Raw genomic sequence first — 21,187 nt, 5'->3', positions numbered from 1 at the left:
TCCTTGTCTCTCATGGTGGTCACAGCCCTTCGGCCAGCGGGCCGAGCGCGAGTGCGGGGAGGAAGGTGAGCGCGACGAGGACCACCGTGACGCCGACGACCATGCCGACGAACAGCGGCCGGTGGGTCGGCAGGGTGCCCTCGGAGGCGGGTGTGGGTTGCTGGCGGGCCAGCGAGCCGGCCAGCGCGAGCACGAAGATGATCGGCAGGAACCGGCCGAGCAGCATGCAGAGCCCGAGCGCGATGTTCCACCACGGCGTGCTCACCGTGATGCCGGCGAACGCGGAGCCGTTGTTGTTGCTCGCCGAGGTGAACGCGTAGAGCACTTCGGACAGCCCGTGCGGCCCGACGTTGAGCGCTGTCGAGGCGTTGCCGGTGGCGAACGCGGCGGCGGTGCCGGTGAGCACCAGCGCCGGGGTGATCAGGAAGTACATCGAGGCGAACTTGATCTCGCGCGAGCCGATCTTCTTGCCCAGGTACTCCGGGGTGCGCCCGACCATCAGGCCGGCCACGAACACCGTGATCACCGCGAGGATCAGCAGCCCGTACAGGCCGGCGCCGACCCCGCCGGGGGCGACCTCGCCGAGCATCATGTTGCCGAGCACCGTCATGCCGCCCAGCGCGGTGTACGAGTCGTGGAACGAGTTGACGGCGCCGGTCGAGGTGAGCGTGGTGGCCGCCGCGAACGTGGCCGAGTTCGACACGTCGAAGCGCACCTCCTTGCCCTCCAGCGCCGCGCCGACCGCCTGCGGCACCGTGCCGTTGCCGGTCAGTTCGAAGACGTTGGTGAGGGTGATGCTGGCGAGCGCCAGGATCGCCATCACGGCGACGATCGCGTAGCCCTGCCGCTTCTGCCCCACCATCCGGCCGAAGACCCGGGGCAGGCTGAACGGGATCAGCAGGATCAGGAAGATCTCCAGCCAGTTCGTCCACGTGGTCGGGTTCTCGAACGGGTGGGCACTGTTGACGTTGTAGAAGCCGCCGCCGTTGGTGCCCAGCTCCTTGATGACCTCCTGGCTCGCCACCGGCCCGCCGGTGACGGTCTGGGTGCCTCCGGTCAGCGTGGTCACGTCGGTCCCGCCGGACAGGTTCTGCACCACGCCGCCGAGCATCAGCGCGAGCGCGCCGAGCACCGCGATCGGAAGCAGGATCCGCAGCGTGACCCGGGTCAGGTCGACCCAGAAGTTGCCCAGCTCGCCGGTGCGGCTGCGGGCGAAGCCCCGGACCAGCGCCACCGCCACGGCGATGCCGACCGCGGCCGAGACGAAGTTCTGCACCGCCAGACCGGCCATCTGCACCAGGTGGCCCATCGTCGACTCACCCGAGTACCACTGCCAGTTCGTGTTGGTCACGAACGACACAGCGGTGTTCCAGGCGCCGTGCGACACCACCGGGTCGAGTCCCAGCGAGAGCCACAGGTGGTTCTGCAGGCGCTGGAACGCGTACAGGAACAGCACGGAGACGGCCGAGAAGGCCAGCACCGAGCGGGCGTACACGCCCCAGGTCTGCTCGGCGGCCGGGTTGACCCCGACCAGGCGGTAGATCCCCCGCTCGGGGAGGGACGACCGGGTTCCGGCGACCACGCGGTGCATGTAGTCGCCGAACGGCCGGTGCACGGCGACGAGCGCCGCCACCAGCGACAGGACGAAGAGCACGCCGGCTGTCGTCATGCTCATCAGAAGCGCTCCGGGAACAGCAGGGCGACGACCAGGAACACGCCCAGGCCGATCGCCAGCACCAGGCCGACGGCGTTGACGGCGCTCACAGCTTCTCCACACCCCTCACCACGAGGGCGAGAGCCGCGAACAGCCCCACCGTCAGCAACACGAACAGCACGTCAGACACGGCTGATCTCTCCTAGCGGAAGATGTCCTCGCGACCGCTTCCCGGCCGCGCCGAGCAATCACAACGCCGTGTCAGCCGGACGGACAGGGGCTTTGACGCGACCATCACGCGGGGCCGCGGTTTCTTGACGCGCTTTTCACGCCGTCTCCGTGGCCGGTGATCCGGGTCACCGGATCGGCCGCGCAGCCGATCGACCGCAGGTGGCGGTACCCGGCGCCGAGCACGCCCGGGCCGGTCAGCTGGCCGTAGCGGTGCGCGAGGAACCCGACGAAGACCGCCGCACCCAGCGCGGCCACCGCTGCGACCGCGCGCAGGTCGGCCACCACAGCGGCGTACGCCCCGGACGGCGCCCGCCGTCACCAGGACGCGCCCCGGCCGCTCGCGGTTTCAGCGCGGTTTCACGCCCGGCGGTCCAGCCGTGGACCTCAGCGGGTGGCGGCGCGGGAGACGAGCGCCTCGGCCACCTCGCGCAGCTTGCGGTTCGAGTCCTGGGAGAGCTTGGCCAGCAGCGTGAACGCCTCCTCGGCCGAGCAACGCCGCTGTCCCATGATGATGCCCTTGGCCTGTTCGATCACGGCCCTGCTGCGCATCGCCTCCTGCATCTGCCGGGCCAGCGTCGCGGTGCTCTCGTAGAGGTGCGCGTTGGCGAGCGCCACCGCCGCGTACGCGGCGAACTCCTCCGCCACCTCGATCGACGACGCGTCGAACGCATGGGTCGTGCCCCCGTAGACGTTGAGTGCCCCGGTGACCGCCTCCTGGATCGGCAAACCGATCGACAGCGAACTCTGCACGCCCTCCGCCCGGGCCCGCGCCGCCCAGTCCGGCCAGCGCGGCTCGTCGGCCAGGTCGGGCAGCGAGAGGCTCACCCCGCTCACCGAGGCGTCCAGGCATGGGCCGTCGTCGTGCTCGTACTGCCACTCGTCGAGGCTGCGGGCCAGGGCGCTGGTGTAGGCGATCGCGCGGTTCGCGCCCGCCTGCACCAGGGAGACGGACACGTGTGCGCTGCCCGGCACCGCCCGGTTCGCCAGTTCGGCGACGCGTGCCAGGACGTCGTCGAGCGCCACCTCGTCGAGCCGGATCCGGCTCAGCTCCGCGAGGGCGTCGGCGGGGTCCATGCGGGCGGATTCCATCCTCGTGTCCTGTCCTGGCGGGCTCATCGGCGCCTGTCGTTCCGCTGACGGTACCCGGCACGGGCGGATCCGAACGCGTCCCACGCTGCGATGTCCACCCGGCCGACGTATGTTGGGTGCGGGTCAAGACATGCGCCCTCCTGCTCGCGGCGAGTCCCGCCACGAGCTCCTCAAATGCTGAGGTGGGGGTGCCGTGTCCGACGAACAGCCGATCATGTGGCTGAGCTGCCACCTAGGCACCGACGTGACCCGGATCTCGGTGGCCGGCGAGGTGGACCTCAGCAACGCGCACCTGCTCACGGAACTCGTGGAGACCACCGTCGCGGCGTCCGCCCCACTCGTGGTGGTCGACCTGTCGGACGTCAGCTTCTTCGGCGCGTACGGCACCAGCGCGCTGGTGCTGGCGCAGCGGATGCTCGTCCGGCACGGGCGGCGGCTGATCCTGCACCGGCCCTCTCCGGTGGTACGGCGCGTCCTCGGCGTCACCGGCACACTCACCGCGTTCGAGGTCGTCGATCGCCCCGCGCTGCCGGCCGCCGACGACGGGTCGGCACGTCCCGTCGTACCCACCCGGTTCGGGTCGTAGAGTTGTCCCGGTAGTCGACGTCCCGTCCGGGACGTCACGAACGAGCGTCAAGAAGCGGCGCCGGTCCCGATCCATGCCGGAATCGGGACGCTGGTCCGTCACCACGGGCCGACCCCCGCCACCAGCCGTCGCGCCCGGACCGGGCCGGCGGCGTCGCTTCGCACAAGGACGTCACAGCTCATGCCGCAGGCCCATCCCGACCTCGCCGCAGCCTTGATCAGACTCGGTCGGATCAAGTACGACGAAGTCGACCTCGACGTGGTGTTGTCGACCATCGCCCAGGTCGCCAAGGACACCCTGCCCGGGACCGCCGAGGTCTCGGTCACCCTGGTCCAGGGCACGCAGGCGCACACCGCCGCGTATACCGGTGAGCTGGCGCTGACCCTCGACGAGTGGCAGTACGCGCACGGCCGCGGCCCGTGCCTGGACGCCGCCACCACCGGCACCGCCATGCTGGTGCCGGACATGGCGGCGGAGAGTCGCTGGCCGGAGTGGGCGGCCCGGGCGCACGAGGCGGGCGCCGCCAGTTCGCTGTCGATCGGGCTGCCCATCCAGGAGGCGGTGGTCGGCGCGCTGAACATCTACGGCGCGTCGCCGGGCGTCCTCGACCGGCAGGTCGAGCTGGCACAGACACTGGCCGGGTACGCCGCCATCGCGCTGGCGAACGTCCACCTCTACGAGAGCACCGCCACGCTGGCGCAGCAGATGCAGGAGGCGATGCAGAGCCGGGCCGTGATCGAGCAGGCGAAGGGCATCATCATGGGGCAGCGACGCTGCTCGGCCGACGAGGCGTTCGCCATCCTGGCCCGGGTGTCGCAGGACTCCAACCGCAAACTGCGGGAGGTCGCCGAATCACTCGTCGATCGCGCGGTGCACGGACCTCGTGACTGAGCGTGAGATCAGCGCGGCATCGCCCGCCAGCCGGAGCCGCTCGCGCGCCACGCCCCGGCGAGGATGCTCGCCGAGCCACGGCTCGGACACTGCTGAATCTTGGACCGGCCGGACGCCCCGCCGATCTGCGCCTGCACCTGCCACTGGCTTCCGTCGGTGCGGATGTAGACGTCACGCCGTCCACGAGGGTTGCTGACGCCGTTCCACCAGTGTTCCTCGACCACCATGCGGTGACCGTACCGCAGGAGACCCGGACCGGCCCAGACCGGAATTCCGTTGCTCCGCGTCACGGGGCGGCGGCACCCTCCACGGATGACCTCACCGGACCTGCCGCGCCAGTTCACCATCCGCGAGGGCGAGCTGCGCATCCTCAATCCGATCGACGACGTCAAGCTGGCCACGCTGGGCCGGGCGATCCGGTTGCGCCCCGGCGACGAGCTGCTCGACCTGTGCAGCGGGAAGGGCGAACTGCTCTGCACCTGGGCCCGCGACCACGGGATCGCCGGCACCGGGGTCGACATCAGCACCGCCTTCACCACCGCCGCTCGCGAGCGCGCCACCGCACTCGGCGTGGCCGACCGGGTACGTTTCGTGCACGGCGACGCCGCGGCGTACACACCGGAACGGCCGGTCGACGTGGCCGCCTGCGTCGGCGCGACCTGGATCGGCGGCGGGGTGCCCGGGACGCTCGACCTGCTCGGCCGGGCGTTGCGGCCGGGCGGCATGGCGCTCGTCGGCGAGCCCTACTGGCGGCGTGACCCGCCGGACGACGAGGCGGTCGCCGGCTCCCACGCCCGGTCCCGCGACGAGTTCAAGGATCTGCCCGGCCTGGTCGAGTCGTTCGGCGAGTGCGGTTGGGACCTGGTCGAGATGGTCCTCGCCGACCAGGACAGTTGGGACCGGTACGCCGCCGCGCACTGGCTGAACCTGCGCCGCTGGCTGGACGCCCACCCGGACGACGAACTGGCCCCGGAGCTGCGGCGGGAGCTGACCGAGGATCCGCTGCGGTATGTCCGCTTCCAGCGCGAGTACCTGGGCTGGGGCGTGTTCGCGCTGCTGCGGCGCTGACCTGCTTAGCGAACGGCTACGCAGGGTAAGGACAGATCATGGGACAGTTGCGCACCTCGCCGCCGCCGCCACAGGCCACCGAGCTGGAGCAGTGGGTGCTGGACAGTCCCGAGGATCTGCGCGAGCTGCGCGCCTCGCTCCGTGACGCGCTGAACCGGCACGGGCTGGTGCAGGGCGAGGATCTGGACGAGGTGCCGCACCTGGTCGTGCTCGTGGCCACCGAATTGGCCAGCAACGCGCTGCGGCACGGCCGGCCGCCGACCATCGTCACGCTGCTCGCCACCGACGACCGGTTCCTGCTCGACGTGGCCGACCACGACGTGCGGACCGTGCCGGAGTTGAGCGACGTCCGCCCGATGGACTCGGGCGGCCGGGGCCTGTTCCTGGCCCAGTCGGTCTCGCTCGACGTGGGCTGGTACGCCACCGAGAAGACCAAGAACATCTGGGCCTCGTTCTCCCGCTGACTGCCCGGCCGGCCGCCAGTCCGCCGATGCAGCCCCCTGTCGCGCCCACCCACGTCGATCTCCGTCCGTCGCGCCGCCCCGCTCCGGGCAGGAGTACGGACGGCAGGCCCGGACGGTTGAACGGGCGGGCCGGGTACCGTCGGTGCCGGGGTGGACGACCTGCCGCCTGTCGGAGTCCAGGGAGAGCCACCCGTGTCACCAGCCGAGCGACTGCTCGACGCCGCCGTCGCGAGCGCACGCGGCACCGACGTACGCGCTGCCGAGCGAGCCCTCGACGGGCTCGTCGTGGCCGACGGCGCGGCGGTGGACGCGGCGCTGCTCGCCCGGCTCACCCGCGACGTGGGCCGGCTCTGGCCGCGTGGCTGGCAGCCCACCGACCTGGACCGGCTCGCCACCCGGCGGCTCACCTCGCGCGGCGCGCGGCTGCTGCGCGACGTCATGGCCGCGCAGCGGCGCACCCTGCCCGCGCCGGTCCCCGCCTGGTTCGACGACCAGCTCACCGAGACCGGCGCCCGCTGGGACGACGACGCGGGCTGGCTGGACCGGCGGGCCGACGGCGACCGGATCACCGCACTGCGGGACGCCGTGGAAGCGGTCGTCCTGGTGGCGGGGCTGCCGCCGATCGCAGCGCTCCGACCGCCACCCGGCTCGGCGGGCACCGCACTCGCCGCCGCGACGCCGAGCGGTTCGCGGATGCTCGACCGGGTACGCGCACTGCTCGCCAAGGCCGAGTCGACCGGCTACCCGGCCGAGGCGGAGGCGTTCACCGCGAAGGCGCAGGAGCTGATGGCCCGGCACAGCATCGACGCGGCGCTGCTCGACGCCGGGGCCGAGCGCTCCGGCGGCCCGGGCGGCGTGCGGATCGGCGTCGACGCCCCGTACGCGGCCGCGAAGGCGCTGCTGATCCAGGAGGTGGCGGCGGCGAACCGGTGCGAGTCGGTCTGGTCCGACGACCTGGGCTTCGCCACGGTCCTCGGCTTCCCGGCCGATCTGGCGGCGGTCGAGCTGTTGCACACGTCGCTGCTCGTGCAGGCCACCGCCGCGATGTTGCGCGGCCGGGGCGAGCGCGGCCGGGCCGGCGGGCGGCGCACCAAGGGCTTCGACGAGTCGTTCCTCAACGCGTTCGCGCTGCGTATCGGCGACCGGCTGCGGGCGGCGAGCGCGGCGGCGGCCGAGGAACTGGCCGACGACCGGCTGCTGCCGGTGCTCGCGGCCCGCTCGGACGCCGTCCGGGAACGCGTCGACCAGCTCTTTCCCGGCACCACCCGGCACCGGCTGCAGGTGCGCGACGAGCAGGGCTGGGTCTCCGGCACCAGCGCGGCCGACCGGGCCTCACTCGACCCGGGCCGCCCGGCACGCCGTCCGCTCCGCGGGGGCAGCTGACCTTTCCCGGGGGATGATGTCGGATCGGGCGGACCGGCTCCGACCCGTCTGCGAGGCGCCACCGCCGGTGGCCCGCATCCGAGGAGTGCACAGTGAAGTACATGCTGCTGATCTGGAACCGGCCCGGCTTCGTGGAGGAGCTGTCCGAAGCGGAACGCACCGCGATCTTCGGTGAGGTCGACGAGATCATGAAGGAGCTGACCGAGTCCGGCGAGCTGGTCGGCGGGGAGGCGCTGGCGCACCCGTCGCAGGCCCGCACCGCCCGTCCGGCAGCCGGCGGCGGCGCCGAGATCACCGACGGGCCGTTCATGGAGAGCAAGGAGCAGTTCGCCGGCTACCTGACCGTCGACTGCGAGACCCCGGAACGGGCCGCCGAGATCGCCGCGCGCTGGCCGGACGTACGGCACGGTTTCGGGGTGCTGGAGGTGCGCGCGGTGATGGAGCAGGCCGGGACGGAGATGTGACACCTGCGATCGAGGATCTGCTGCGTACGCTCGCGCCGCAGGTCCTCGGCGTGCTCGTCCGCCGCCACGGCCAGTTCTCCGCCTGCGAGGACGCGGTGCAGGAGGCGCTGCTCGCCGCCGCCGTGCAGTGGCCGGCACAGGGCGTGCCCGACCATCCCCGCTCCTGGCTGGTCACCGTCGCCACCCGGCGGCTCACCGACGAGTGGCGCAGCGAGCACGCCCGCCGGGAACGCGAGGTGGCGGTGGCGGTCCGGCAGCCCGCGTACGCGACGGTCGCCCCGCCCGCCGACGAGGAGCCGCCGAGCGGGGACGACACGTTGCGGCTGCTGTTTCTCTGCTGCCATCCGGCGTTGCCGGTGAGCGGACAGGTGGCGCTGACGCTGCGTGCCGTGGGCGGGTTGAGCACGGCCGAGATCGCCCGTGCTTACCTGGTGCCGGAGGCGACGATGAGCCAGCGGATCCGCCGCGCGAAGCAGCGGATCGAGGCGGCCCGCGCGCGCTTCACACTGCCGTCGCCGGCCGACCGGGACGAACGGCTCGCCTCCGTGCTGCGGGTGCTCTATCTGACCTTCAACGAGGGCTACACCGCGTCCAGCGGCGAGGCGCTGCACCGGGCCGAGCTGACCGCCGACGCGATCCGGCTGACCCGGGAGCTGCGCCGGCTGCTCCCGGACGACGGCGAGGTGGCCGGGTTGCTGGCGCTGATGCTGCTCACCGACGCGCACCGGTCCGCCCGTACCGGGCCGGACGGTGAGCTGGTGCCGCTGGCCGAGCAGGACCGCAGCCGATGGGACCGGGACGCCGTCGCCGAGGGGGTGGCGCTGGTGACCGAGGCGCTCACCTGGTCGGCGCCGGGGCCGTACCAGGTGCAGGCGGCGATCGCCGCGGTGCACGCGGAGGCGCCCACCGCCGAGGACACCGACTGGCGGCAGATCGTCGCGCTCTACCGGGTGCTGGCGCGGGTCGCGCCGAACCCGATGGTCACGCTCAACCAGGCCGTCGCGGTGGCCATGGTGGACGGGCCGCGTGCCGGGCTGGCGCTGCTGGCCACGCTCGACACCGACGACCGGACGGCGGGTCACCACCGGCTCGCCGCCGTCCGCGCGCACCTGCTCGACATGGCCGGTGACCGTACGGGGGCCCGCGCCGCGTACCTGGCCGCCGCGCGGGCCACCACGAGCATGCCGGAGCGGCGTCATCTGGAGGTACGCGCGGCACGGCTGGCCGGTGACCGGCCGCGCTGACCCGCGCCTGGACAGCACTCCGGGCCGGCCCGTGGGCCGACCCGGTGGTGTGCGTCGCGTACTCAGCTCTTGAAGGCGTCCTTGACCTTCTCGGCGGCCTGCTTGAGCTTGGCGCCGGCCTGGTCGTTGCGGCCCTCGGCCTCGAGGCGCTCGTTGTCGGTCGCCCGGCCGATGCCCTCCTTGACCTTGCCCGCGGTGTCCTGCGACGTGTTGTCGATCTTGTCGTCGAGACCCATGATGACCTCCACTGGTGCGATTGCCTGACGACAACTGGTTACCCCGGCGGCCGTCCGCTCAATCCCCTCACCCGATCGGGCGGAAGCGCCGCAGCCGGAGGCTGTTACCCACCACGAACACCGACGAGAACGCCATCGCCGCCCCGGCGAGCATCGGGTTGAGCAGCCCGGCCGCCGCCAGCGGCAGCGCCGCGACGTTGTAGGCGAACGCCCAGAACAGGTTGCCCTTGATGATCGCCAGCGTCCGCCGGGAGAGCCGGATCGCGTCCGCGGCGGCCATCAGGTCGCCCCGCACCAGCGTCAGGTCGGCCGCCTCGATGGCCGCGTCCGTGCCGGTGCCCGTGGCCAGCCCGAGGTCGGCCCGGGCCAGCGCGGCGGCGTCGTTGACCCCGTCACCGACCATGGCGACCACCCGGCCCTCGCGCTGGAGCCGCTCGACCACGCCGACCTTGTCGGCGGGCAGCACCTCCGCGATCACCTCGTCGATGCCGACCTCGGCGGCCACCGCCGTCGCCACTGTGATGTTGTCGCCGGTGAGCAGCACCGGCCTCAGGCCCAGCTCACGCAGCCGAGCGACCGCCGCCCGGCTGGTCGGCTTCACCGCGTCGGCCACCGCGAGCACGCCCCGGGCCCGCCCGTCCCAGCCGGCCAGGATCGCCGTCCGCCCGGCGGCCTCCGCGCCGGTCGCGGCCCGCTCGACCTCCTCGGGTACGTCGAGACCCCGCTCCCGCAGCAGCCGGGCCCGGCCGACCACCACGCTCCGGCCGTCGACGGTGCCGGTCACGCCCAGCCCTTCGGCGTTGGCGAACTCGCCGACCGCGGGCAGCGGCCCGGCTTCGGCCGCGGCCTCGGCGACGGCCCGCGCGATCGGGTGCTCGGAGGCCGCCTCCAGCGCGCCGGCCACCCGGAGCAGTTCGTCGGCGTCCTCGCCGCCGGCGGGCAGCACCTCGGCCAGCGCCATCCGGCCGGTGGTGACGGTGCCGGTCTTGTCCAGCACCACGGTGTCGGCCCGGCGGGTGGACTCCAGCACCTCCGGCCCCTTGATCAGCATGCCGAGCTGCGCGCCGCGCCCGGTGCCGACGAGCAGCGCGGTCGGGGTGGCCAGGCCGAGCGCGCACGGGCAGGCGATGATCAGGACGGCCACCGCGGCGGTGAACGCGGCGGTCGGCCCGGAACCGGTGCCGAGCCACCAGCCGAGCGTGCCGGCGGCCAGCGCGATCACGATCGGCACGAAGACGCCGGAGATCCGGTCGGCGAGCCGCTGCACCGCCGCCTTGCCGGTCTGTGCCTGCTCCACCAGCCGCGCCATCTGGGCGAGCTGGGTGTCTCCGCCGACCCGGGTGGCGCGGACCACCAGCCGGCCGCCGGCGTTCACCGTCGCGCCGACCACGGCGTCGCCCGGCCCGACCTCGACCGGCACCGACTCGCCGGTGAGCATGCCGGCGTCGACAGCCGACGTGCCCTCCTCGACCACGCCGTCGGTGGCGATCTTCTCGCCGGGCCGGATCACGAACCGGTCACCGACCGCGAGCCGGCCGACCGGGATCCAGGTCTCCTGCCCGTCGCGCAGCACCGTCACGTCCTTGGCGCCGAGTTCGAGCAGGGCGCGCAGCGCCGACCCGGCGGTGCGCTTGGAGCGGGCCTCGAAGTACCGCCCGGCCAGGATGAACACGGTCACCCCGGCGGCGGCCTCCAGGTAGATGTTGCCGGCGCCGTCGCCGCGGGTGATGTCGAAGCTGAACGCGTGTTTCATCCCGGGCATGCCGGCGTCGCCGAGGAACAGCGCCCAGAGCGACCAGCCGAACGCGGCCAGCGTGCCGAGCGAGACGAGCGTGTCCATGGTCGCCGCGCCGTGTCGCAGGTTGACCAGCGCGGCGCGGTGGAACGGCAGCCCGCCCCAGACCACCGCCGGGGCGGCGAGCGTCAGCGAGGCCCACTGCCAGTAGTCGAACTGCCAGGCGGGCACCATGGCGAGCACGATCACCGGCAGGGTGAGCACCGCGGAGACCCAGAGGCGGGTACGCGCGGTGCGCAGCTCGTCCACCGGCTCCCCGGCCGCTGCCGTCTCCGCCTGCTCGGGCGGCGGCGGCACCACGGCGGTGTAGCCGGTCTTCTCGACGGTGGCGATCAGGTCGGCCGGCGCGATGTCGTCGGCATACCGGACGGTGGCCTTCTCGGTGGCGTAGTTCACAGTCGCCTCGACGCCGTCCATCCGGTTGAGCTTCTTCTCGATCCGGGCGGCACAGGACGCGCAGGTCATCCCGCCGATCGCCAGTTCGATCAGGTTCGGCGCGGTGGGCAGCGCCTTTCCCGTGGCAGTCATCGCGGCACCTCCGGCGCTCAACTGTGCCCGTGCCCCGGGGTGCCGTGTCCGGCGTCCGGGGTCGGTGCGGTGGTGGGTGCCGGCGCGGTGGGCACCGGCGCGGTCCGGTCGCCGGCGAGGACGGTGAACTCGGCGGTGTGCACCGCGTCGCCGTGCCGGAAGTCCAGGTAGAGACGGTACGCCCCGGCCGAGGGCACCTCGGCGGCGAACGTGATCGCCGGACCGGCCGGTGTGCGCCCGTCGCCGGGCGTGCCCTCCGGGTGCACGTGCAGGTACGCCAGGTCGCCCTGCCGCAGCGCCACCAGGTGCCCGTACGCGCCGAGGTAGGGCGCGAGGTCGGTGACCGGCCGCCCGTCGCGGCTGACGGAGAGCGTGAGCCGGCTGGTGCGGCCCGGTTCCGGAGTGCCGGTCAGGGTGACCGTGTAGCCGTCGACTGTGGTGCTGGTCGCCGGCGTCGGCAGCGGCCGGGCGGTCAGCTCGCCGGGGACCGTGACATCCAGGCCGAGGGTCAGCGGGTCGCCGCCTTCGGGGGTGAAGTCGGCGAACGCCCGCCAGACGCCGGGGCCGCCGAGCGGCGAGGCGACCTGCCAGGTGCCGTCGCCGGTCATCTCCGGGTGGACGTGCCGGAACCCGGACAGGTCCCGGCGGGCGACGATCAGGTGCATGCGCTTGTCGTGGGCCACCTCGAAGCGGGTGACCGGCGCGCCGTCCGGGCCGGTGATCCGGAAGGCGAACTGCCCGGCCGGGGCGGTGGCGGGCTGGAACGTGTAGCCGCGTTCGGAGACGAGCAGCCCGCCGGGCAGGTGTGCGGAGGCCCCGCCCTCGTCACCGTGGCCGGCGCCGCCGGCCCCGTGGTCGCTGCCGCTGTCGTCGTGGCGGTTCTCGGCGGCCGGTGTGACGGGATCGGCCAGGGTGCCGATCCCGTACGCCGCGCCGAACACCGCCACGAGGCCGAGGGCGAAGCCGCTGAGCTTCGTCGCCGTGTTCATGGTGTCTCCTCGGTTTCTGCGGGTCCGCCGGACCCGTCACGCACCGACGAGGTCGTAACCGGCCTCGTCGACCGCCGCGCGGACCGCGTCCGCGTCCAGCGGCTTCTGACTGGTGACGGTGACCCGGCCGCCGGCCAGGTCGACCTGGACGTCGGTGACGCCCGGTAGCGCGCTCAGCTCGGTGCTCACCGAGTTGACGCAGTGCCCGCAGGTCATGCCGCTCACCTGGTAGGTGGTCTCCATCTCGCCCTCCGATCTGATACCCCCTAGGGGTACGGATCGAACGTTAACATACCCCCGAGGGGTACGCTATCCTCGGTGTCATGACCGCGCCGTCCAGCCCGACCCGGGGCTACACCGCCAGCAAGGACCAACTCCTCGCCCGGCTCCGCCGGATCGAGGGCCAGGTCCGTGGCATCGAGAAGATGGTCGAGGAGGACCGCTACTGCATCGACGTGCTGACGCAGATCTCGGCCATCCAGGCGGCGCTGGACAAGGTCGGCCTGGGCCTGCTCGACGGCCACGCCCGGCACTGCATGCACGAGGGCGCCGCCGAGGGCCGGGCCGACGAGATGGCGACCGAGATGATGGCGGCCGTCGGCCGCCTGATGAAGCGCGGCTGAGCGGCCACCCGCCGCGTCCCGGGCCCGTCCTGCCGGAGCGGGCGAGCCGGGCTGCCTACCATGGCCGGGCGACGCCCCGGACGTGGTCGACACGTCCGCGCCGGCCGGCTGACCAGGCCGGTCCGGCGGACCAGGCGTCGCCGCGACCGTTGGGAGAGACGCCATGGGTGCCGACCACACCCGCCCCGCACCCGCCGCGCCGCCGGGCGTACGACGGCTGCTCGTCGCCGTGGTGGTGCCGCTGTTCGCGCTCACCGTGATCGCGGCGCTGGTCCTCTGGCCCCGGCAGGACCGGGAGCCGTTCGGCGGCGCGGACGTCCCCCGCTACCACGGCACCGTGACCCGGGTGGTCACCGAGCCCTGCCCGCCGACCCCGGAGGCCCCGGAGGCCCCGGAGGCCCCGGACGGTGGAGGTGGCCCCTGCGGCACCGTGACCGTCACCGCCGAGCAGGGCCCGGACGCGGGCCGGCAGGTCGAGATGCCGATCCCGGCCGGGCCGGGCGCGCCCCGGGTCGCGGTCGGCGACGAGGTCGTCCTGGTCGAGCTGACCGACCCGGCCGACCCGACGGTGAAGTCCTACAACATCGCCGAGCACCAGCGCGGTACGCCGCTGATCTGGCTGATGGTGCTGTTCGCCGCCGCGATCGTGGCATTCGGCCGCTGGCGCGGGCTCGCCGCGCTCGGCGGCCTGGTGGCCAGCTTCGCCATCCTGCTCGGCTTCGTGCTGCCGGGCATCGGGTCCGGCCAGCCGCCGCTGCTGGTGGCGATCGTGGGCGCCGCGCTGATCATGTTCGTGGTGCTCTACCTGACCCACGGGATCACCGCGCAGACGTCGGTGGCGGTGCTCGGCACGCTCGGCAGCCTGGTGGTCACCGGCGTGCTCGGCCTGCTCGCCACGTCCGCCACCCACCTGACCGGCTTCGGCAGCGAGGACGCCACCACGCTGTCCATGTTCCGGGCCGACGTGGACCTGCACGGGCTGCTGCTGGCCGGCATCATCATCGGCTCGCTGGGCGTGCTGGACGACGTCACAGTCACCCAGGCGGCCACCGTCACCGAACTGGCACACGCCAACCCGGGCCTGTCCCGGCGGCAGCTCTACCGGGCCGCGACCCGGGTCGGCCGGGCCCACATCGCGTCCACCGTCAACACCATCGTGCTGGCGTACGCGGGCGCGTCGCTGCCGCTGCTGCTCCTGCTGGTCGCCGACTCCCGCCCGGTCAGCCAGATCCTCACCAGCGAGTTCCTCGCCCAGGAGATCGTCCGCAGCGCGGTGGCCACGCTCGGCCTGATCGCCGCCGTACCGCTGACGACCGGACTGGCCGCGATCGTGACCACCGCCGGACGACGCTCGCGCGGCGCGGAACCGGCGCCACCCGCGCCCCGGCCGCCGACCCGACGGGAGGACGCGCTGGAGGCGCTCGGCGGCGGGAAGAGCACGGAGGCCGCATGGTGACACTCCGCAGCGTGACCATCGATTTCAAACGCGACGCTGGTCACGGTGCGCCACGGCGAAATCTCGCTATTGGTCGGCTTCCGGACGTAGATCCTCAGGAGTGCTGTCAGGTAACCTCGCTGCCGGTCACCGCCGAAGGCGCGCACCGGCGCCAGCGGTGCCGCCGCCCAATCGCCCGCGGGCGAGCCGGGGAACCAGGTACATGGGGTGAATCCGCGACAGCGGTAGGGGCCACTTCCGTCCCGAACCCGTCAGCTAACCCGGTCGGCGGCCGACGGAAGGGAACATTGTGACGGCACCCCTGCGCCGCTGGCTGACACCCGTGGTGGCCGTGCTGGCCTCGCTGGCCGTGCTGGCCGGGCCGACCCCGGCGACCGCGGCCCCCACCGCGGCGGCCCCCGGCACCCCCTCGGGCCACGAGGAGGACGGCGAACCGCCGCTCATCACCGAGGCGATCGACGCCGCCAACCGCAACTTCCTCCAGGCCAAGGCGAAGCTGGCCAAGTCGCAGGACCGCCAGCGGCGGCTGGCGGCCGAGGTGAAGACGGCACAGGCCGAACTCGACGCGCTCAGCCCGCAGGTCAACCAGCTCGCCGCCCAGTCCTACCGGACCGGCCGGATGGGCGCGATGGCCATGCTCCTGGAGAGCAACTCGCCCGATTCGTTCGTCCGCCGGGTCAACGCCCTGGACGAGCTGAACCTCCTCAACGCGCAGCGCCTGGCCGCGATCAACGCGGTCAAGACCCGCGCCGAGCAGGCCAAGATCGCGCTCGACGCCGAGGTACGCGAGCAGGAGAAGCAGAAGAACGCGATGGAGCGCGAGAAGGTGCAGGCCGAGCGCGCGCTGAAGCTCGTCGGCGGTCTCGGCTTCACCGGCGGCCTGGTCTCCGCCACCTCACCGGTCGCCAAGATCGCCCCCGGCCGCACCGCCGACGGCGGCTGGAAGGCCGAGTCGTGCAGCGAGGACGACCCGACCACCTCGGGCTGCGTCACCCCGCGCACGCTGCACGCGTACAAGGAGGTACGCCGCGCGGGCTTCAAGCGCTTCGTGGGCTGCTACCGGCCCGGCGGGCCGTGGGAGCACCCCAAGGGCAAGGCGTGCGACTGGTCGCTCCAGAACAGCGGCTTCGCGCCATGGCACAACAACGACACCCGCCGGTACGGCAACGAGGTCGCCGCCTTCCTCATCCGCAACGCCGACCGGCTGGGCATCTACTACGTCATCTGGAACCGGCAGATCTGGTTCCCGGCCACCGGCTGGAGTTCGTACAGCGGACCGTCGAACCACACCGACCACGTTCACATGTCGCTGCTCTGATTCGGACACAGCGAAGGGGCCGCCCTCGGGCGGCCCCTTCTCGTCGCCCTAGGGGTCAGCCGGCCAGCGCCGGATCGGCGGGCGCCGCCGGAGCGGGCAGCGGGGCCGGGGACTGCGCCACGGTCCGCACCTCGCCGCCGGCGAGCCGGTACGACATGCCCACCACCGTGCACCGCCCGGCCGCCACCCGCTCGGCCAGTACGGCGGACCGGGCCAGCAGCGTCTCCACGGTCTGCGCGATGTGCACGTCGATGATGCCGTCGAGGTCGTCGACGCCATGGCGGGCGGCGCGCAGCAGGCTGGGCGAGACCGCGTCCACCACCGCGCCCAGGTGCCCGACCGGGGCGGCACCCGTCCGGACCCCCTCCCGGGCGGCCTGGACCGCGCCGCACGAGTCGTGCCCGAGCACCACCACGAGCGGCGTGCCGAGCACGGTGACCGCGTACTCGACGCTGCCGAGCACCTCCGGCCCGGCGGTGTGCCCGGCCGTCCGCACCACGAAGAGGTCACCGAGACCACGATCGAAGATGATCTCGGCGGCGAGCCGCGAGTCGGAGCAGCCGACGATCACCGCGAAGGGATGCTGACCGTCGGCGACCGCCGCCCGGTGCCCGGCGTCCTGATTCGGATGCTGCGGGGCGCCGCTGACGAACCGGTGATTACCGGCACGCAGCTCGGTCAGTGCCTGCTCCGGGGTGCTCGGCGTCATGTCCCTCACCTCGTCTACCTGGGGAACCACCAGGCCGAACGGCCTCGCGACCCACGGTCACACGCACCTCGGGGCCCGTCAAGATTCGTGATACGCATTTCATACTTTCCCGTGCCGGCCCGCGTCGGGTCGGGGCTACCGAGCAGGAGGCCTAGCATGACCACCATGGCGACCACACCAGCTGAGGACGGGAGCCGCCGTAACTGGACCTTCCTCACCAATCACGGCCACGTGCTGCTCGCGATCGCACGCAATCCCACCGCCCGGCTGCGGGACGTGGCCGACGAGGTCGGCGTGACCGAACGGGCGGCCCAGGCCATCGTCGCCGACCTGGAGGCAGGGGGTTACCTGCGGCGTACGCGGGTGGGACGGCGCAACGAGTACACGATCAACCCGAAGGGCCGCTTCCGGCACCCGGCCGAGGCCGACCAGCAGGTCGGCGCCCTGCTGGCCCTCTTCGCCGAGCCGGCCGGGGACGCCACCGCCGGCAGGTGACCCGGGCCGGCACCACGTGTGCCCGCGCGGGCGGGCCCGGCAGGTAATCTCACCGCGTGCGCGACAGCTTGCGGCCGGGCGCGACCACGGGACGCGTCCGGGCCGGACACCGGATCAGGTCCGTCCTCTCCGGAGCGACGGTGACCGCCCTGCTCTGCGGCGCGCTGGCGCTGCCCGCCCCCGCGGTGGCCGCCCCGAAGTGCGGCCCACCCGGCGGCCCCGCTCCCACCGAGGTGCCGTGGGCGCTGAGCCGCCTCGACCCGGCCGCCGCGTGGCGGATCGGCAAGGGCGCGGGGATCACCGTCGCGGTGATCGACTCCGGGGTCTCGCCGGCCCATCCCCTGCTACGCGGGCGCGTGCTGCCGGGTGAGGACTTCAACCAGCTCGTCCGCCTGAAGGGGCAGTGCGACCTGGTCGGCCACGGCACCATGGTCGCGGGCATCATCGCCGGCCGGGAGGGCACCGGCTCGCCGTACACCGGCATCGCGCCCGAGGCGAAGATCCTGCCGCTGCGGGTGCTGGCCGAGAACAAGGAGAACTTCGACCCGGACGTACCGGCCGAGATCGGCAAGGCGATCCGCTGGGCGGTCGACCACGACGCCGACGTGATCAACCTGTCCCTGGTCACGCTCGACGACCCGGCGCTGAAGTCCGCGGTGCAGTACGCGCTCGGCAAGGACGTGGTGGTCGTCGCCTCCGCCGGGAACCGGCAGGAGAACCGGGAGGACCGGCCTGCCTATCCGGCGGCGTACGACGGTGTCGTCGCCGTCGCCGGGATCGACGAGCAGGGCGGGCACGTCGGCAGCTCGGTCAGCGGGGACTATGTGGACATCGCCGGCCCTGGGCTGAACATCGTCGGGCCCGCGCCGCAGGGATCGGGCTACCGGGCCGAGCCGCAGGGCGGGACGAGCTTCGCCACCGCGTACGTCTCGGGGGCGGCCGCGCTGGTGCGGGCCGCGCACCCGGACATCAGCGCCGACGAGGTCGCCTACCGGCTGACCCGTACCGCCGACAACCCGCCCGACGGGCACAACGCCGAGGTCGGCTTCGGGATGGTCAACCCGTACCGGGCGGTCACCAGCCTGCTGGGCACCCGGGAGGATCCGCCGCTGGGTGCGATGCCGCCGCCTGCGCCGCCCGCCGACCCGCTGGCCTGGCAACGCACCGTCGCGATCTGGGTCGCCGTCGTCGGCGCGCTGCTGGCCGGCGTCCTGCTGACGCTGCGCCCCATCGTGGTACGCGGACGCCGGCGCGGGTGGCGCCCCGGACGGCGCGACGTCCCGCAGGACGCCTGACAACGCACGACGGCTCCGCCCGGCACGAGCCGGAGCGGAGCCGCTGTGGACCGTCGGGGTCAGTTGCCCCAGACCTTGGAGTTGCTCATCTCCGTGGTCATGTAGTTCTCGCGCGCGATACCCACCGCGCCGCCGATCTCGTTCAGAACCTTGTTGATGTCCCGCACGGCGGCGTCCCACTGGGCCTGGTGCTGCTCGTAGGCGACCCGGTCCTGGCCCTCCCACTCGAGCTTGCTCAGCATCGCCCGAAGCGTGTCCAGCTTCTCGTCGATGGTCCGCGAGATGGCCTGCATCTGCTGGTTGCTGCTCTCCAGAACAGCGTAGTCAACCTTGATGCTCATCGATTCCTCCTCTGCCTGTCTTCGCGGATCACGGGTTGAGCGCGGCGTGGAACTTGTCCAGCATCTGCTGCTGCTCTTCGTCGTTGACCTGGTGCGTGGTGCCCGACTTGTCGAGCAGGTCCGCGATGTTGTCCATCGCGGTCAGCAGCTTGTTCGTGTCCTCGTTCCAGCGGTTCATCAGGCCCTGGAAGCCCGTGGACGCCTGGCCCTTCCAGGCCATCGCCAGATCGTCGACCACGTTCCACAGCTTCTTGAGCTCGCCGTCGACGTCGCTGCGCGTGGACCGCACGTCACTCGCGGCGGTGTGCAGAGTCGCTGCACTGACCTCGAACGCCATGCTTCACACCCTTCCGTCATCTTGTGGCGGCGGATCCGCCGCGCCCTCCCCCGCGGCAAGGCGTACACACCCCACCGACGGACACTTCATCCGAACCGTAGCGGACGACGTCCAACCCGCGCAGCCCTGCCGGCTCATCGTCGTATTCCGACACCCCACTGTCGACGGACGTGATCTCAAGCTCTCCGTACGAGTTGGACAGTCGGCTCGGAGGTCAGGGCCGCTCGCGTGACGATTTGACGATCGTCGACACGCCGAAGGCCAGCACCGCGGCCAGCAGCACCACCACGACCCACAGCACCGGCTTCTCGAACGCGCGCTGGAACGCCAGCACCAGCAGCGCCGCACAGGTGCTCAGCGACACCAGCTCGGCGGCCCGCCGCAGCCGCGCCGAGCGCTTCAGCCCGGCGACCAGCATCAGGACCACGAAGACCGGGATGGTCAGCAGGACGTACAGCAGCAGCGAGAAGATCAGGGTGTCCACGCGTCGCTCCCGTCAGCCGTAGAACCTGGAGTCCCGCACCCAGTCGATCCTGATGTCCTTGATGTCCGGGTCGGAGCCGGTCGCCGCCCAACCGGGACGGGAGTCCGCGGTGAAGGCGAACCGGTTGTCGGTGTGGAAGGCGGCCAGCAGCGCGTGCAGCAGCGCACTGATCTCGCCGAAGACCAGGACCAGGATGGCGGCGGTGGCGGCCAGGCCGGCGATGCCGATGGCCTGGGCCAGCGCGGTGGTCGCGGGGAAGAACTGGAGCGCGATCGAAGCGATCACCGCGACCAGGATCGGCATGAGCGCCTGGGCCAGGCCGGAGACCGCGTCGTTGTACGCGTCCCGGGCGGCGGTGAGCGTGTCCCGGTTGGCGGCGAACGCCTCGGCCAGCGAATTGATCTCCGCCCCGAGCTTGCGGAGGAACAGGTCGAACGCGTCCCGGTCGTCGAAGTCCCACTCCGCCGCGTCCGGCGGGACCGCCGCCATGGCCGCCCCGAACTGGTCCGCGCCGAGCAGGCGGGCCGCCTCGTCCCACTTCTTGATGGACTCGTTCACCTGCTGGTTGTCGAACGACTCCAGGTAGAGGATCGTGCCGATCAGCGCCGCCGAGGCGGCGATCCAGACCAGGTTGCCCTTGGCGATGGCCGCCGCCGACCGGACCGGCGCCGTGGTCTGCGCGACCGACACCGAGCCGGTCACCGTCCCGGACGCGTTGGCGATGAGGATCTCCGGTGGCATCAGGCGCTCCTCCCGGGACGGGCCCGGCCGGTCACTTGACCACCCAGGGCTGATCCGACTTCTCCCAGTTCTTCGCGCTCTGTTCGAGCTGCGCGGCGGCCCGGCGCAGATGCTCCACGCCGGTCCGGACGTTGTCCAGGTGCCCGTCCACAGCCGCGTTGTGCCGCTCCACCGCGCCCGCGCCGAACCAGCTCAGCGCGCCGCCGGGCAGCTTGACCTCGGCCAGCAACGTCTCGACGTTGCGCAGGTACTGGATCGGGCCGTCCGGGGCGTCGAGCCGCCGGCCCGCCTTCCGGATCGCCTCGACGTCGACCGTGTTCGGCATCCTCGGCCCTCCTCTCGCTCAGCGCCGCAGGTTGCGGGCCGGGTCGGACAGGTCCACCCCGAACTGGCGGAACCAGTCCTCCGGGGTAAGCGTGCCGTCCTGCGCCCGCCGGACCATCTCGGAGTCGCCGAGCATCTCGCTCAGCATCTCGCGCTGCCGCTCCTCGAAGGCGGCGTAGGCCACGTCGATCGCCGCCTGCATCGCCTCGGCGAGGGAGAAGCTGTCCAGCCGCATCGCCCGCGCGTTCAGCTCGATGTCGCCGACCTTCATGTCGCCGTCGACAGTCACCCGCACCAGCCCGTCCGGGCATTCCCCGGTCACCCGCAGCTCGGCCCGCTGCCGCTGGACCTCGGCCAGCCGGCGCTGCTGCTCCTGCGCCTGCCGCAGCAGGCCCTCCACCGCGGCACCGAAACCCGACGGGCTGCTCACGCCACACGCCCC

28 protein-coding genes and 1 riboswitch are annotated in these 21,187 nt (G+C 72.7%); of the genes, 12 read left to right on the top strand and 16 right to left on the bottom strand.

The window, feature by feature from the left end:
• Positions 1 to 19: 19 nt before the first annotated feature.
• The 4 genes from kdpA to KSK32_RS15155 form a co-directional block, all read right to left on the bottom strand.
• Positions 20 to 1,675, bottom strand: a complete 1,656-nt coding sequence (gene kdpA / locus KSK32_RS15170) for a potassium-transporting ATPase subunit KdpA (RefSeq protein WP_216931801.1) — start codon at positions 1,673 to 1,675, stop codon at positions 20 to 22.
• A complete protein-coding gene (gene kdpF, locus KSK32_RS15165; protein WP_036343797.1) occupies positions 1,675 to 1,764 on the bottom strand; it encodes a K(+)-transporting ATPase subunit F in 90 nt (29 codons plus the stop codon). Before kdpF ends, kdpA begins: the two co-directional genes overlap by 1 nt.
• Before the next feature lie 184 nt (positions 1,765 to 1,948).
• Entirely contained in the window at positions 1,949 to 2,167 is a 219-nt protein-coding gene (locus KSK32_RS15160; RefSeq protein ID WP_216931800.1) for a hypothetical protein, read from the bottom strand.
• A 102-nt stretch (positions 2,168 to 2,269) separates the two neighbouring features.
• Entirely contained in the window at positions 2,270 to 2,974 is a 705-nt protein-coding gene (locus tag KSK32_RS15155; protein WP_216931799.1) for a GAF and ANTAR domain-containing protein, read from the bottom strand.
• Positions 2,975 to 3,167: 193 nt separating this feature from the next.
• Here KSK32_RS15155 and KSK32_RS15150 point away from each other — a divergent pair, with 193 nt between their 5' ends.
• Together KSK32_RS15150 and KSK32_RS15145 are read left to right on the top strand one after the other, a co-directional pair.
• A complete protein-coding gene (locus KSK32_RS15150) occupies positions 3,168 to 3,560 on the top strand; it encodes an STAS domain-containing protein (protein WP_289256604.1) in 393 nt (130 codons plus the stop codon).
• Positions 3,561 to 3,740: 180 nt separating this feature from the next.
• Positions 3,741 to 4,451: a GAF and ANTAR domain-containing protein gene (locus KSK32_RS15145; protein ID WP_216931798.1), complete on the top strand. Its 711-nt coding sequence runs from the start codon at positions 3,741 to 3,743 to the stop codon at positions 4,449 to 4,451.
• A gap of 8 nt (positions 4,452 to 4,459) precedes the next feature.
• Here KSK32_RS15145 and KSK32_RS15140 read toward each other — a convergent pair whose 3' ends face one another.
• Positions 4,460 to 4,678, bottom strand: a complete 219-nt coding sequence (locus KSK32_RS15140; protein WP_026267975.1) for a hypothetical protein — start codon at positions 4,676 to 4,678, stop codon at positions 4,460 to 4,462.
• 85 nt (positions 4,679 to 4,763) lie between these two features.
• Here KSK32_RS15140 and KSK32_RS15135 point away from each other — a divergent pair, with 85 nt between their 5' ends.
• The 5 genes from KSK32_RS15135 to KSK32_RS15115 all read left to right on the top strand — a co-directional run bounded on the left by KSK32_RS15135 (position 4,764) and on the right by KSK32_RS15115 (position 9,074).
• On the top strand, positions 4,764 to 5,519 hold the full coding sequence (locus KSK32_RS15135; RefSeq protein ID WP_216931797.1) for a cyclopropane-fatty-acyl-phospholipid synthase family protein: 756 nt from the start codon (positions 4,764 to 4,766) through the stop codon (positions 5,517 to 5,519).
• Positions 5,520 to 5,557: 38 nt separating this feature from the next.
• A complete protein-coding gene (locus tag KSK32_RS15130; protein ID WP_216931796.1) occupies positions 5,558 to 5,983 on the top strand; it encodes an ATP-binding protein in 426 nt (141 codons plus the stop codon).
• Between the two features lie 192 nt (positions 5,984 to 6,175).
• Positions 6,176 to 7,366 carry a DUF2786 domain-containing protein gene (locus KSK32_RS15125; protein WP_216931795.1) on the top strand — a complete coding sequence of 397 codons (1,191 nt, stop codon included), beginning with the start codon at positions 6,176 to 6,178 and terminating at the stop codon, positions 7,364 to 7,366.
• A gap of 101 nt (positions 7,367 to 7,467) precedes the next feature.
• The gene (locus KSK32_RS15120) at positions 7,468 to 7,830 is read left to right on the top strand and encodes a YciI family protein (protein ID WP_254187995.1); all 363 of its coding nucleotides are present in this window, start codon (positions 7,468 to 7,470) and stop codon (positions 7,828 to 7,830) included.
• Positions 7,827 to 9,074 (top strand): RNA polymerase sigma factor, encoded by a 1,248-nt coding sequence (locus KSK32_RS15115; RefSeq protein ID WP_216931793.1) that lies wholly within the window; start codon positions 7,827 to 7,829, stop codon positions 9,072 to 9,074. The genes KSK32_RS15120 and KSK32_RS15115 overlap by 4 nt, the downstream gene beginning before the upstream one ends.
• A 62-nt stretch (positions 9,075 to 9,136) precedes the next feature.
• Here the strand turns inward: KSK32_RS15115 and KSK32_RS15110 are convergent, their stop codons facing one another.
• The 4 genes from KSK32_RS15110 to KSK32_RS15095 form a co-directional block, all read right to left on the bottom strand.
• The gene (locus KSK32_RS15110) at positions 9,137 to 9,310 is read right to left on the bottom strand and encodes a CsbD family protein (RefSeq protein WP_036345575.1); all 174 of its coding nucleotides are present in this window, start codon (positions 9,308 to 9,310) and stop codon (positions 9,137 to 9,139) included.
• 67 nt (positions 9,311 to 9,377) lie between these two features.
• Complete coding sequence (locus KSK32_RS15105; protein WP_216931792.1) at positions 9,378 to 11,633, bottom strand: cation-translocating P-type ATPase; 2,256 nt, start codon at positions 11,631 to 11,633, stop codon at positions 9,378 to 9,380.
• A gap of 17 nt (positions 11,634 to 11,650) precedes the next feature.
• Positions 11,651 to 12,622, bottom strand: coding sequence for a hypothetical protein (locus KSK32_RS15100; protein WP_216931791.1), 972 nt, complete (start codon positions 12,620 to 12,622; stop codon positions 11,651 to 11,653).
• A gap of 36 nt (positions 12,623 to 12,658) precedes the next feature.
• Entirely contained in the window at positions 12,659 to 12,865 is a 207-nt protein-coding gene (locus KSK32_RS15095) for a heavy-metal-associated domain-containing protein (protein ID WP_216931790.1), read from the bottom strand.
• Between the two features lie 80 nt (positions 12,866 to 12,945).
• On the opposite strand from KSK32_RS15095, the gene KSK32_RS15090 reads away from it, so the two are divergent.
• The 3 genes from KSK32_RS15090 (at position 12,946) to KSK32_RS15080 (ending at position 16,019) form a co-directional block, all read left to right on the top strand.
• Positions 12,946 to 13,245, top strand: a complete 300-nt coding sequence (locus tag KSK32_RS15090) for a metal-sensitive transcriptional regulator (protein WP_216931789.1) — start codon at positions 12,946 to 12,948, stop codon at positions 13,243 to 13,245.
• A gap of 163 nt (positions 13,246 to 13,408) precedes the next feature.
• A complete protein-coding gene (locus KSK32_RS15085; protein ID WP_216931788.1) occupies positions 13,409 to 14,701 on the top strand; it encodes a YibE/F family protein in 1,293 nt (430 codons plus the stop codon).
• Between the two features lie 154 nt (positions 14,702 to 14,855).
• Positions 14,856 to 14,987: riboswitch (cyclic di-AMP (ydaO/yuaA leader) on the top strand.
• Positions 14,988 to 14,990: 3 nt separating this feature from the next.
• Positions 14,991 to 16,019 (top strand): hypothetical protein, encoded by a 1,029-nt coding sequence (locus tag KSK32_RS15080; RefSeq protein WP_216931787.1) that lies wholly within the window; start codon positions 14,991 to 14,993, stop codon positions 16,017 to 16,019.
• Between the two features lie 55 nt (positions 16,020 to 16,074).
• Here the strand turns inward: KSK32_RS15080 and KSK32_RS15075 are convergent, their stop codons facing one another.
• Positions 16,075 to 16,728: a carbonic anhydrase gene (locus KSK32_RS15075; RefSeq protein ID WP_216931786.1), complete on the bottom strand. Its 654-nt coding sequence runs from the start codon at positions 16,726 to 16,728 to the stop codon at positions 16,075 to 16,077.
• A gap of 156 nt (positions 16,729 to 16,884) precedes the next feature.
• Here KSK32_RS15075 and KSK32_RS15070 point away from each other — a divergent pair, with 156 nt between their 5' ends.
• Together KSK32_RS15070 and mycP are read left to right on the top strand one after the other, a co-directional pair.
• Entirely contained in the window at positions 16,885 to 17,223 is a 339-nt protein-coding gene (locus KSK32_RS15070; protein WP_216931785.1) for a helix-turn-helix domain-containing protein, read from the top strand.
• A 56-nt stretch (positions 17,224 to 17,279) separates the two neighbouring features.
• On the top strand, positions 17,280 to 18,518 hold the full coding sequence (mycP, locus tag KSK32_RS15065) for a type VII secretion-associated serine protease mycosin (RefSeq protein WP_289256603.1): 1,239 nt from the start codon (positions 17,280 to 17,282) through the stop codon (positions 18,516 to 18,518).
• A gap of 59 nt (positions 18,519 to 18,577) precedes the next feature.
• Here the strand turns inward: mycP and KSK32_RS15060 are convergent, their stop codons facing one another.
• The 6 genes from KSK32_RS15060 to KSK32_RS15035 all read right to left on the bottom strand — a co-directional run bounded on the left by KSK32_RS15060 (position 18,578) and on the right by KSK32_RS15035 (position 21,175).
• Positions 18,578 to 18,859, bottom strand: coding sequence for a WXG100 family type VII secretion target (locus tag KSK32_RS15060; RefSeq protein WP_018785753.1), 282 nt, complete (start codon positions 18,857 to 18,859; stop codon positions 18,578 to 18,580).
• A gap of 28 nt (positions 18,860 to 18,887) precedes the next feature.
• Positions 18,888 to 19,196: a WXG100 family type VII secretion target gene (locus tag KSK32_RS15055; protein WP_216931784.1), complete on the bottom strand. Its 309-nt coding sequence runs from the start codon at positions 19,194 to 19,196 to the stop codon at positions 18,888 to 18,890.
• 214 nt (positions 19,197 to 19,410) lie between these two features.
• The gene (locus KSK32_RS15050; protein ID WP_216931783.1) at positions 19,411 to 19,680 is read right to left on the bottom strand and encodes a hypothetical protein; all 270 of its coding nucleotides are present in this window, start codon (positions 19,678 to 19,680) and stop codon (positions 19,411 to 19,413) included.
• Between the two features lie 12 nt (positions 19,681 to 19,692).
• Positions 19,693 to 20,421 carry a hypothetical protein gene (locus tag KSK32_RS15045; RefSeq protein ID WP_216931782.1) on the bottom strand — a complete coding sequence of 243 codons (729 nt, stop codon included), beginning with the start codon at positions 20,419 to 20,421 and terminating at the stop codon, positions 19,693 to 19,695.
• 31 nt (positions 20,422 to 20,452) lie between these two features.
• The gene (locus KSK32_RS15040; RefSeq protein WP_216931781.1) at positions 20,453 to 20,746 is read right to left on the bottom strand and encodes a hypothetical protein; all 294 of its coding nucleotides are present in this window, start codon (positions 20,744 to 20,746) and stop codon (positions 20,453 to 20,455) included.
• 18 nt (positions 20,747 to 20,764) lie between these two features.
• Positions 20,765 to 21,175, bottom strand: coding sequence for a YbaB/EbfC family nucleoid-associated protein (locus tag KSK32_RS15035; protein ID WP_216931780.1), 411 nt, complete (start codon positions 21,173 to 21,175; stop codon positions 20,765 to 20,767).
• Positions 21,176 to 21,187: the final 12 nt, after the last annotated feature.

The sequence above is a fragment of the Micromonospora sp. WMMB482 genome (genome assembly GCF_019038635.1).
In the GTDB taxonomy this organism is placed as follows: domain Bacteria; phylum Actinomycetota; class Actinomycetes; order Mycobacteriales; family Micromonosporaceae; genus Micromonospora; species Micromonospora marina.
Note: the sequence above shows the minus strand (reverse complement) of the source record. Positions and strands in the feature narration are given on the sequence as shown.

Bases quoted from the DNA above. Each gene is read 5' to 3' on its own strand.
- kdpA (WP_216931801.1), bottom strand. From the start codon at position 1,675: ATGAGCATGACGACAGCCGGCGTGCTCTTCGTCCTGTCGCTGGTGGCG.
- KSK32_RS15155 (WP_216931799.1), bottom strand. From the start codon at position 2,974: ATGGAATCCGCCCGCATGGACCCCGCCGACGCCCTCGCGGAGCTGAGC.
- KSK32_RS15145 (WP_216931798.1), top strand. From the start codon at position 3,741: ATGCCGCAGGCCCATCCCGACCTCGCCGCAGCCTTGATCAGACTCGGT.
- KSK32_RS15140 (WP_026267975.1), bottom strand. From the start codon at position 4,678: ATGGTGGTCGAGGAACACTGGTGGAACGGCGTCAGCAACCCTCGTGGA.
- KSK32_RS15135 (WP_216931797.1), top strand. From the start codon at position 4,764: ATGACCTCACCGGACCTGCCGCGCCAGTTCACCATCCGCGAGGGCGAG.
- KSK32_RS15130 (WP_216931796.1), top strand. From the start codon at position 5,558: ATGGGACAGTTGCGCACCTCGCCGCCGCCGCCACAGGCCACCGAGCTG.
- KSK32_RS15120 (WP_254187995.1), top strand. From the start codon at position 7,468: ATGCTGCTGATCTGGAACCGGCCCGGCTTCGTGGAGGAGCTGTCCGAA.
- KSK32_RS15110 (WP_036345575.1), bottom strand. From the start codon at position 9,310: ATGGGTCTCGACGACAAGATCGACAACACGTCGCAGGACACCGCGGGC.
- KSK32_RS15105 (WP_216931792.1), bottom strand. From the start codon at position 11,633: ATGACTGCCACGGGAAAGGCGCTGCCCACCGCGCCGAACCTGATCGAA.
- KSK32_RS15100 (WP_216931791.1), bottom strand. From the start codon at position 12,622: ATGAACACGGCGACGAAGCTCAGCGGCTTCGCCCTCGGCCTCGTGGCG.
- KSK32_RS15095 (WP_216931790.1), bottom strand. From the start codon at position 12,865: ATGGAGACCACCTACCAGGTGAGCGGCATGACCTGCGGGCACTGCGTC.
- KSK32_RS15090 (WP_216931789.1), top strand. From the start codon at position 12,946: ATGACCGCGCCGTCCAGCCCGACCCGGGGCTACACCGCCAGCAAGGAC.
- KSK32_RS15085 (WP_216931788.1), top strand. From the start codon at position 13,409: ATGGGTGCCGACCACACCCGCCCCGCACCCGCCGCGCCGCCGGGCGTA.
- KSK32_RS15075 (WP_216931786.1), bottom strand. From the start codon at position 16,728: ATGACGCCGAGCACCCCGGAGCAGGCACTGACCGAGCTGCGTGCCGGT.
- KSK32_RS15070 (WP_216931785.1), top strand. From the start codon at position 16,885: ATGACCACCATGGCGACCACACCAGCTGAGGACGGGAGCCGCCGTAAC.
- KSK32_RS15060 (WP_018785753.1), bottom strand. From the start codon at position 18,859: ATGAGCATCAAGGTTGACTACGCTGTTCTGGAGAGCAGCAACCAGCAG.
- KSK32_RS15055 (WP_216931784.1), bottom strand. From the start codon at position 19,196: ATGGCGTTCGAGGTCAGTGCAGCGACTCTGCACACCGCCGCGAGTGAC.
- KSK32_RS15045 (WP_216931782.1), bottom strand. From the start codon at position 20,421: ATGCCACCGGAGATCCTCATCGCCAACGCGTCCGGGACGGTGACCGGC.
- KSK32_RS15040 (WP_216931781.1), bottom strand. From the start codon at position 20,746: ATGCCGAACACGGTCGACGTCGAGGCGATCCGGAAGGCGGGCCGGCGG.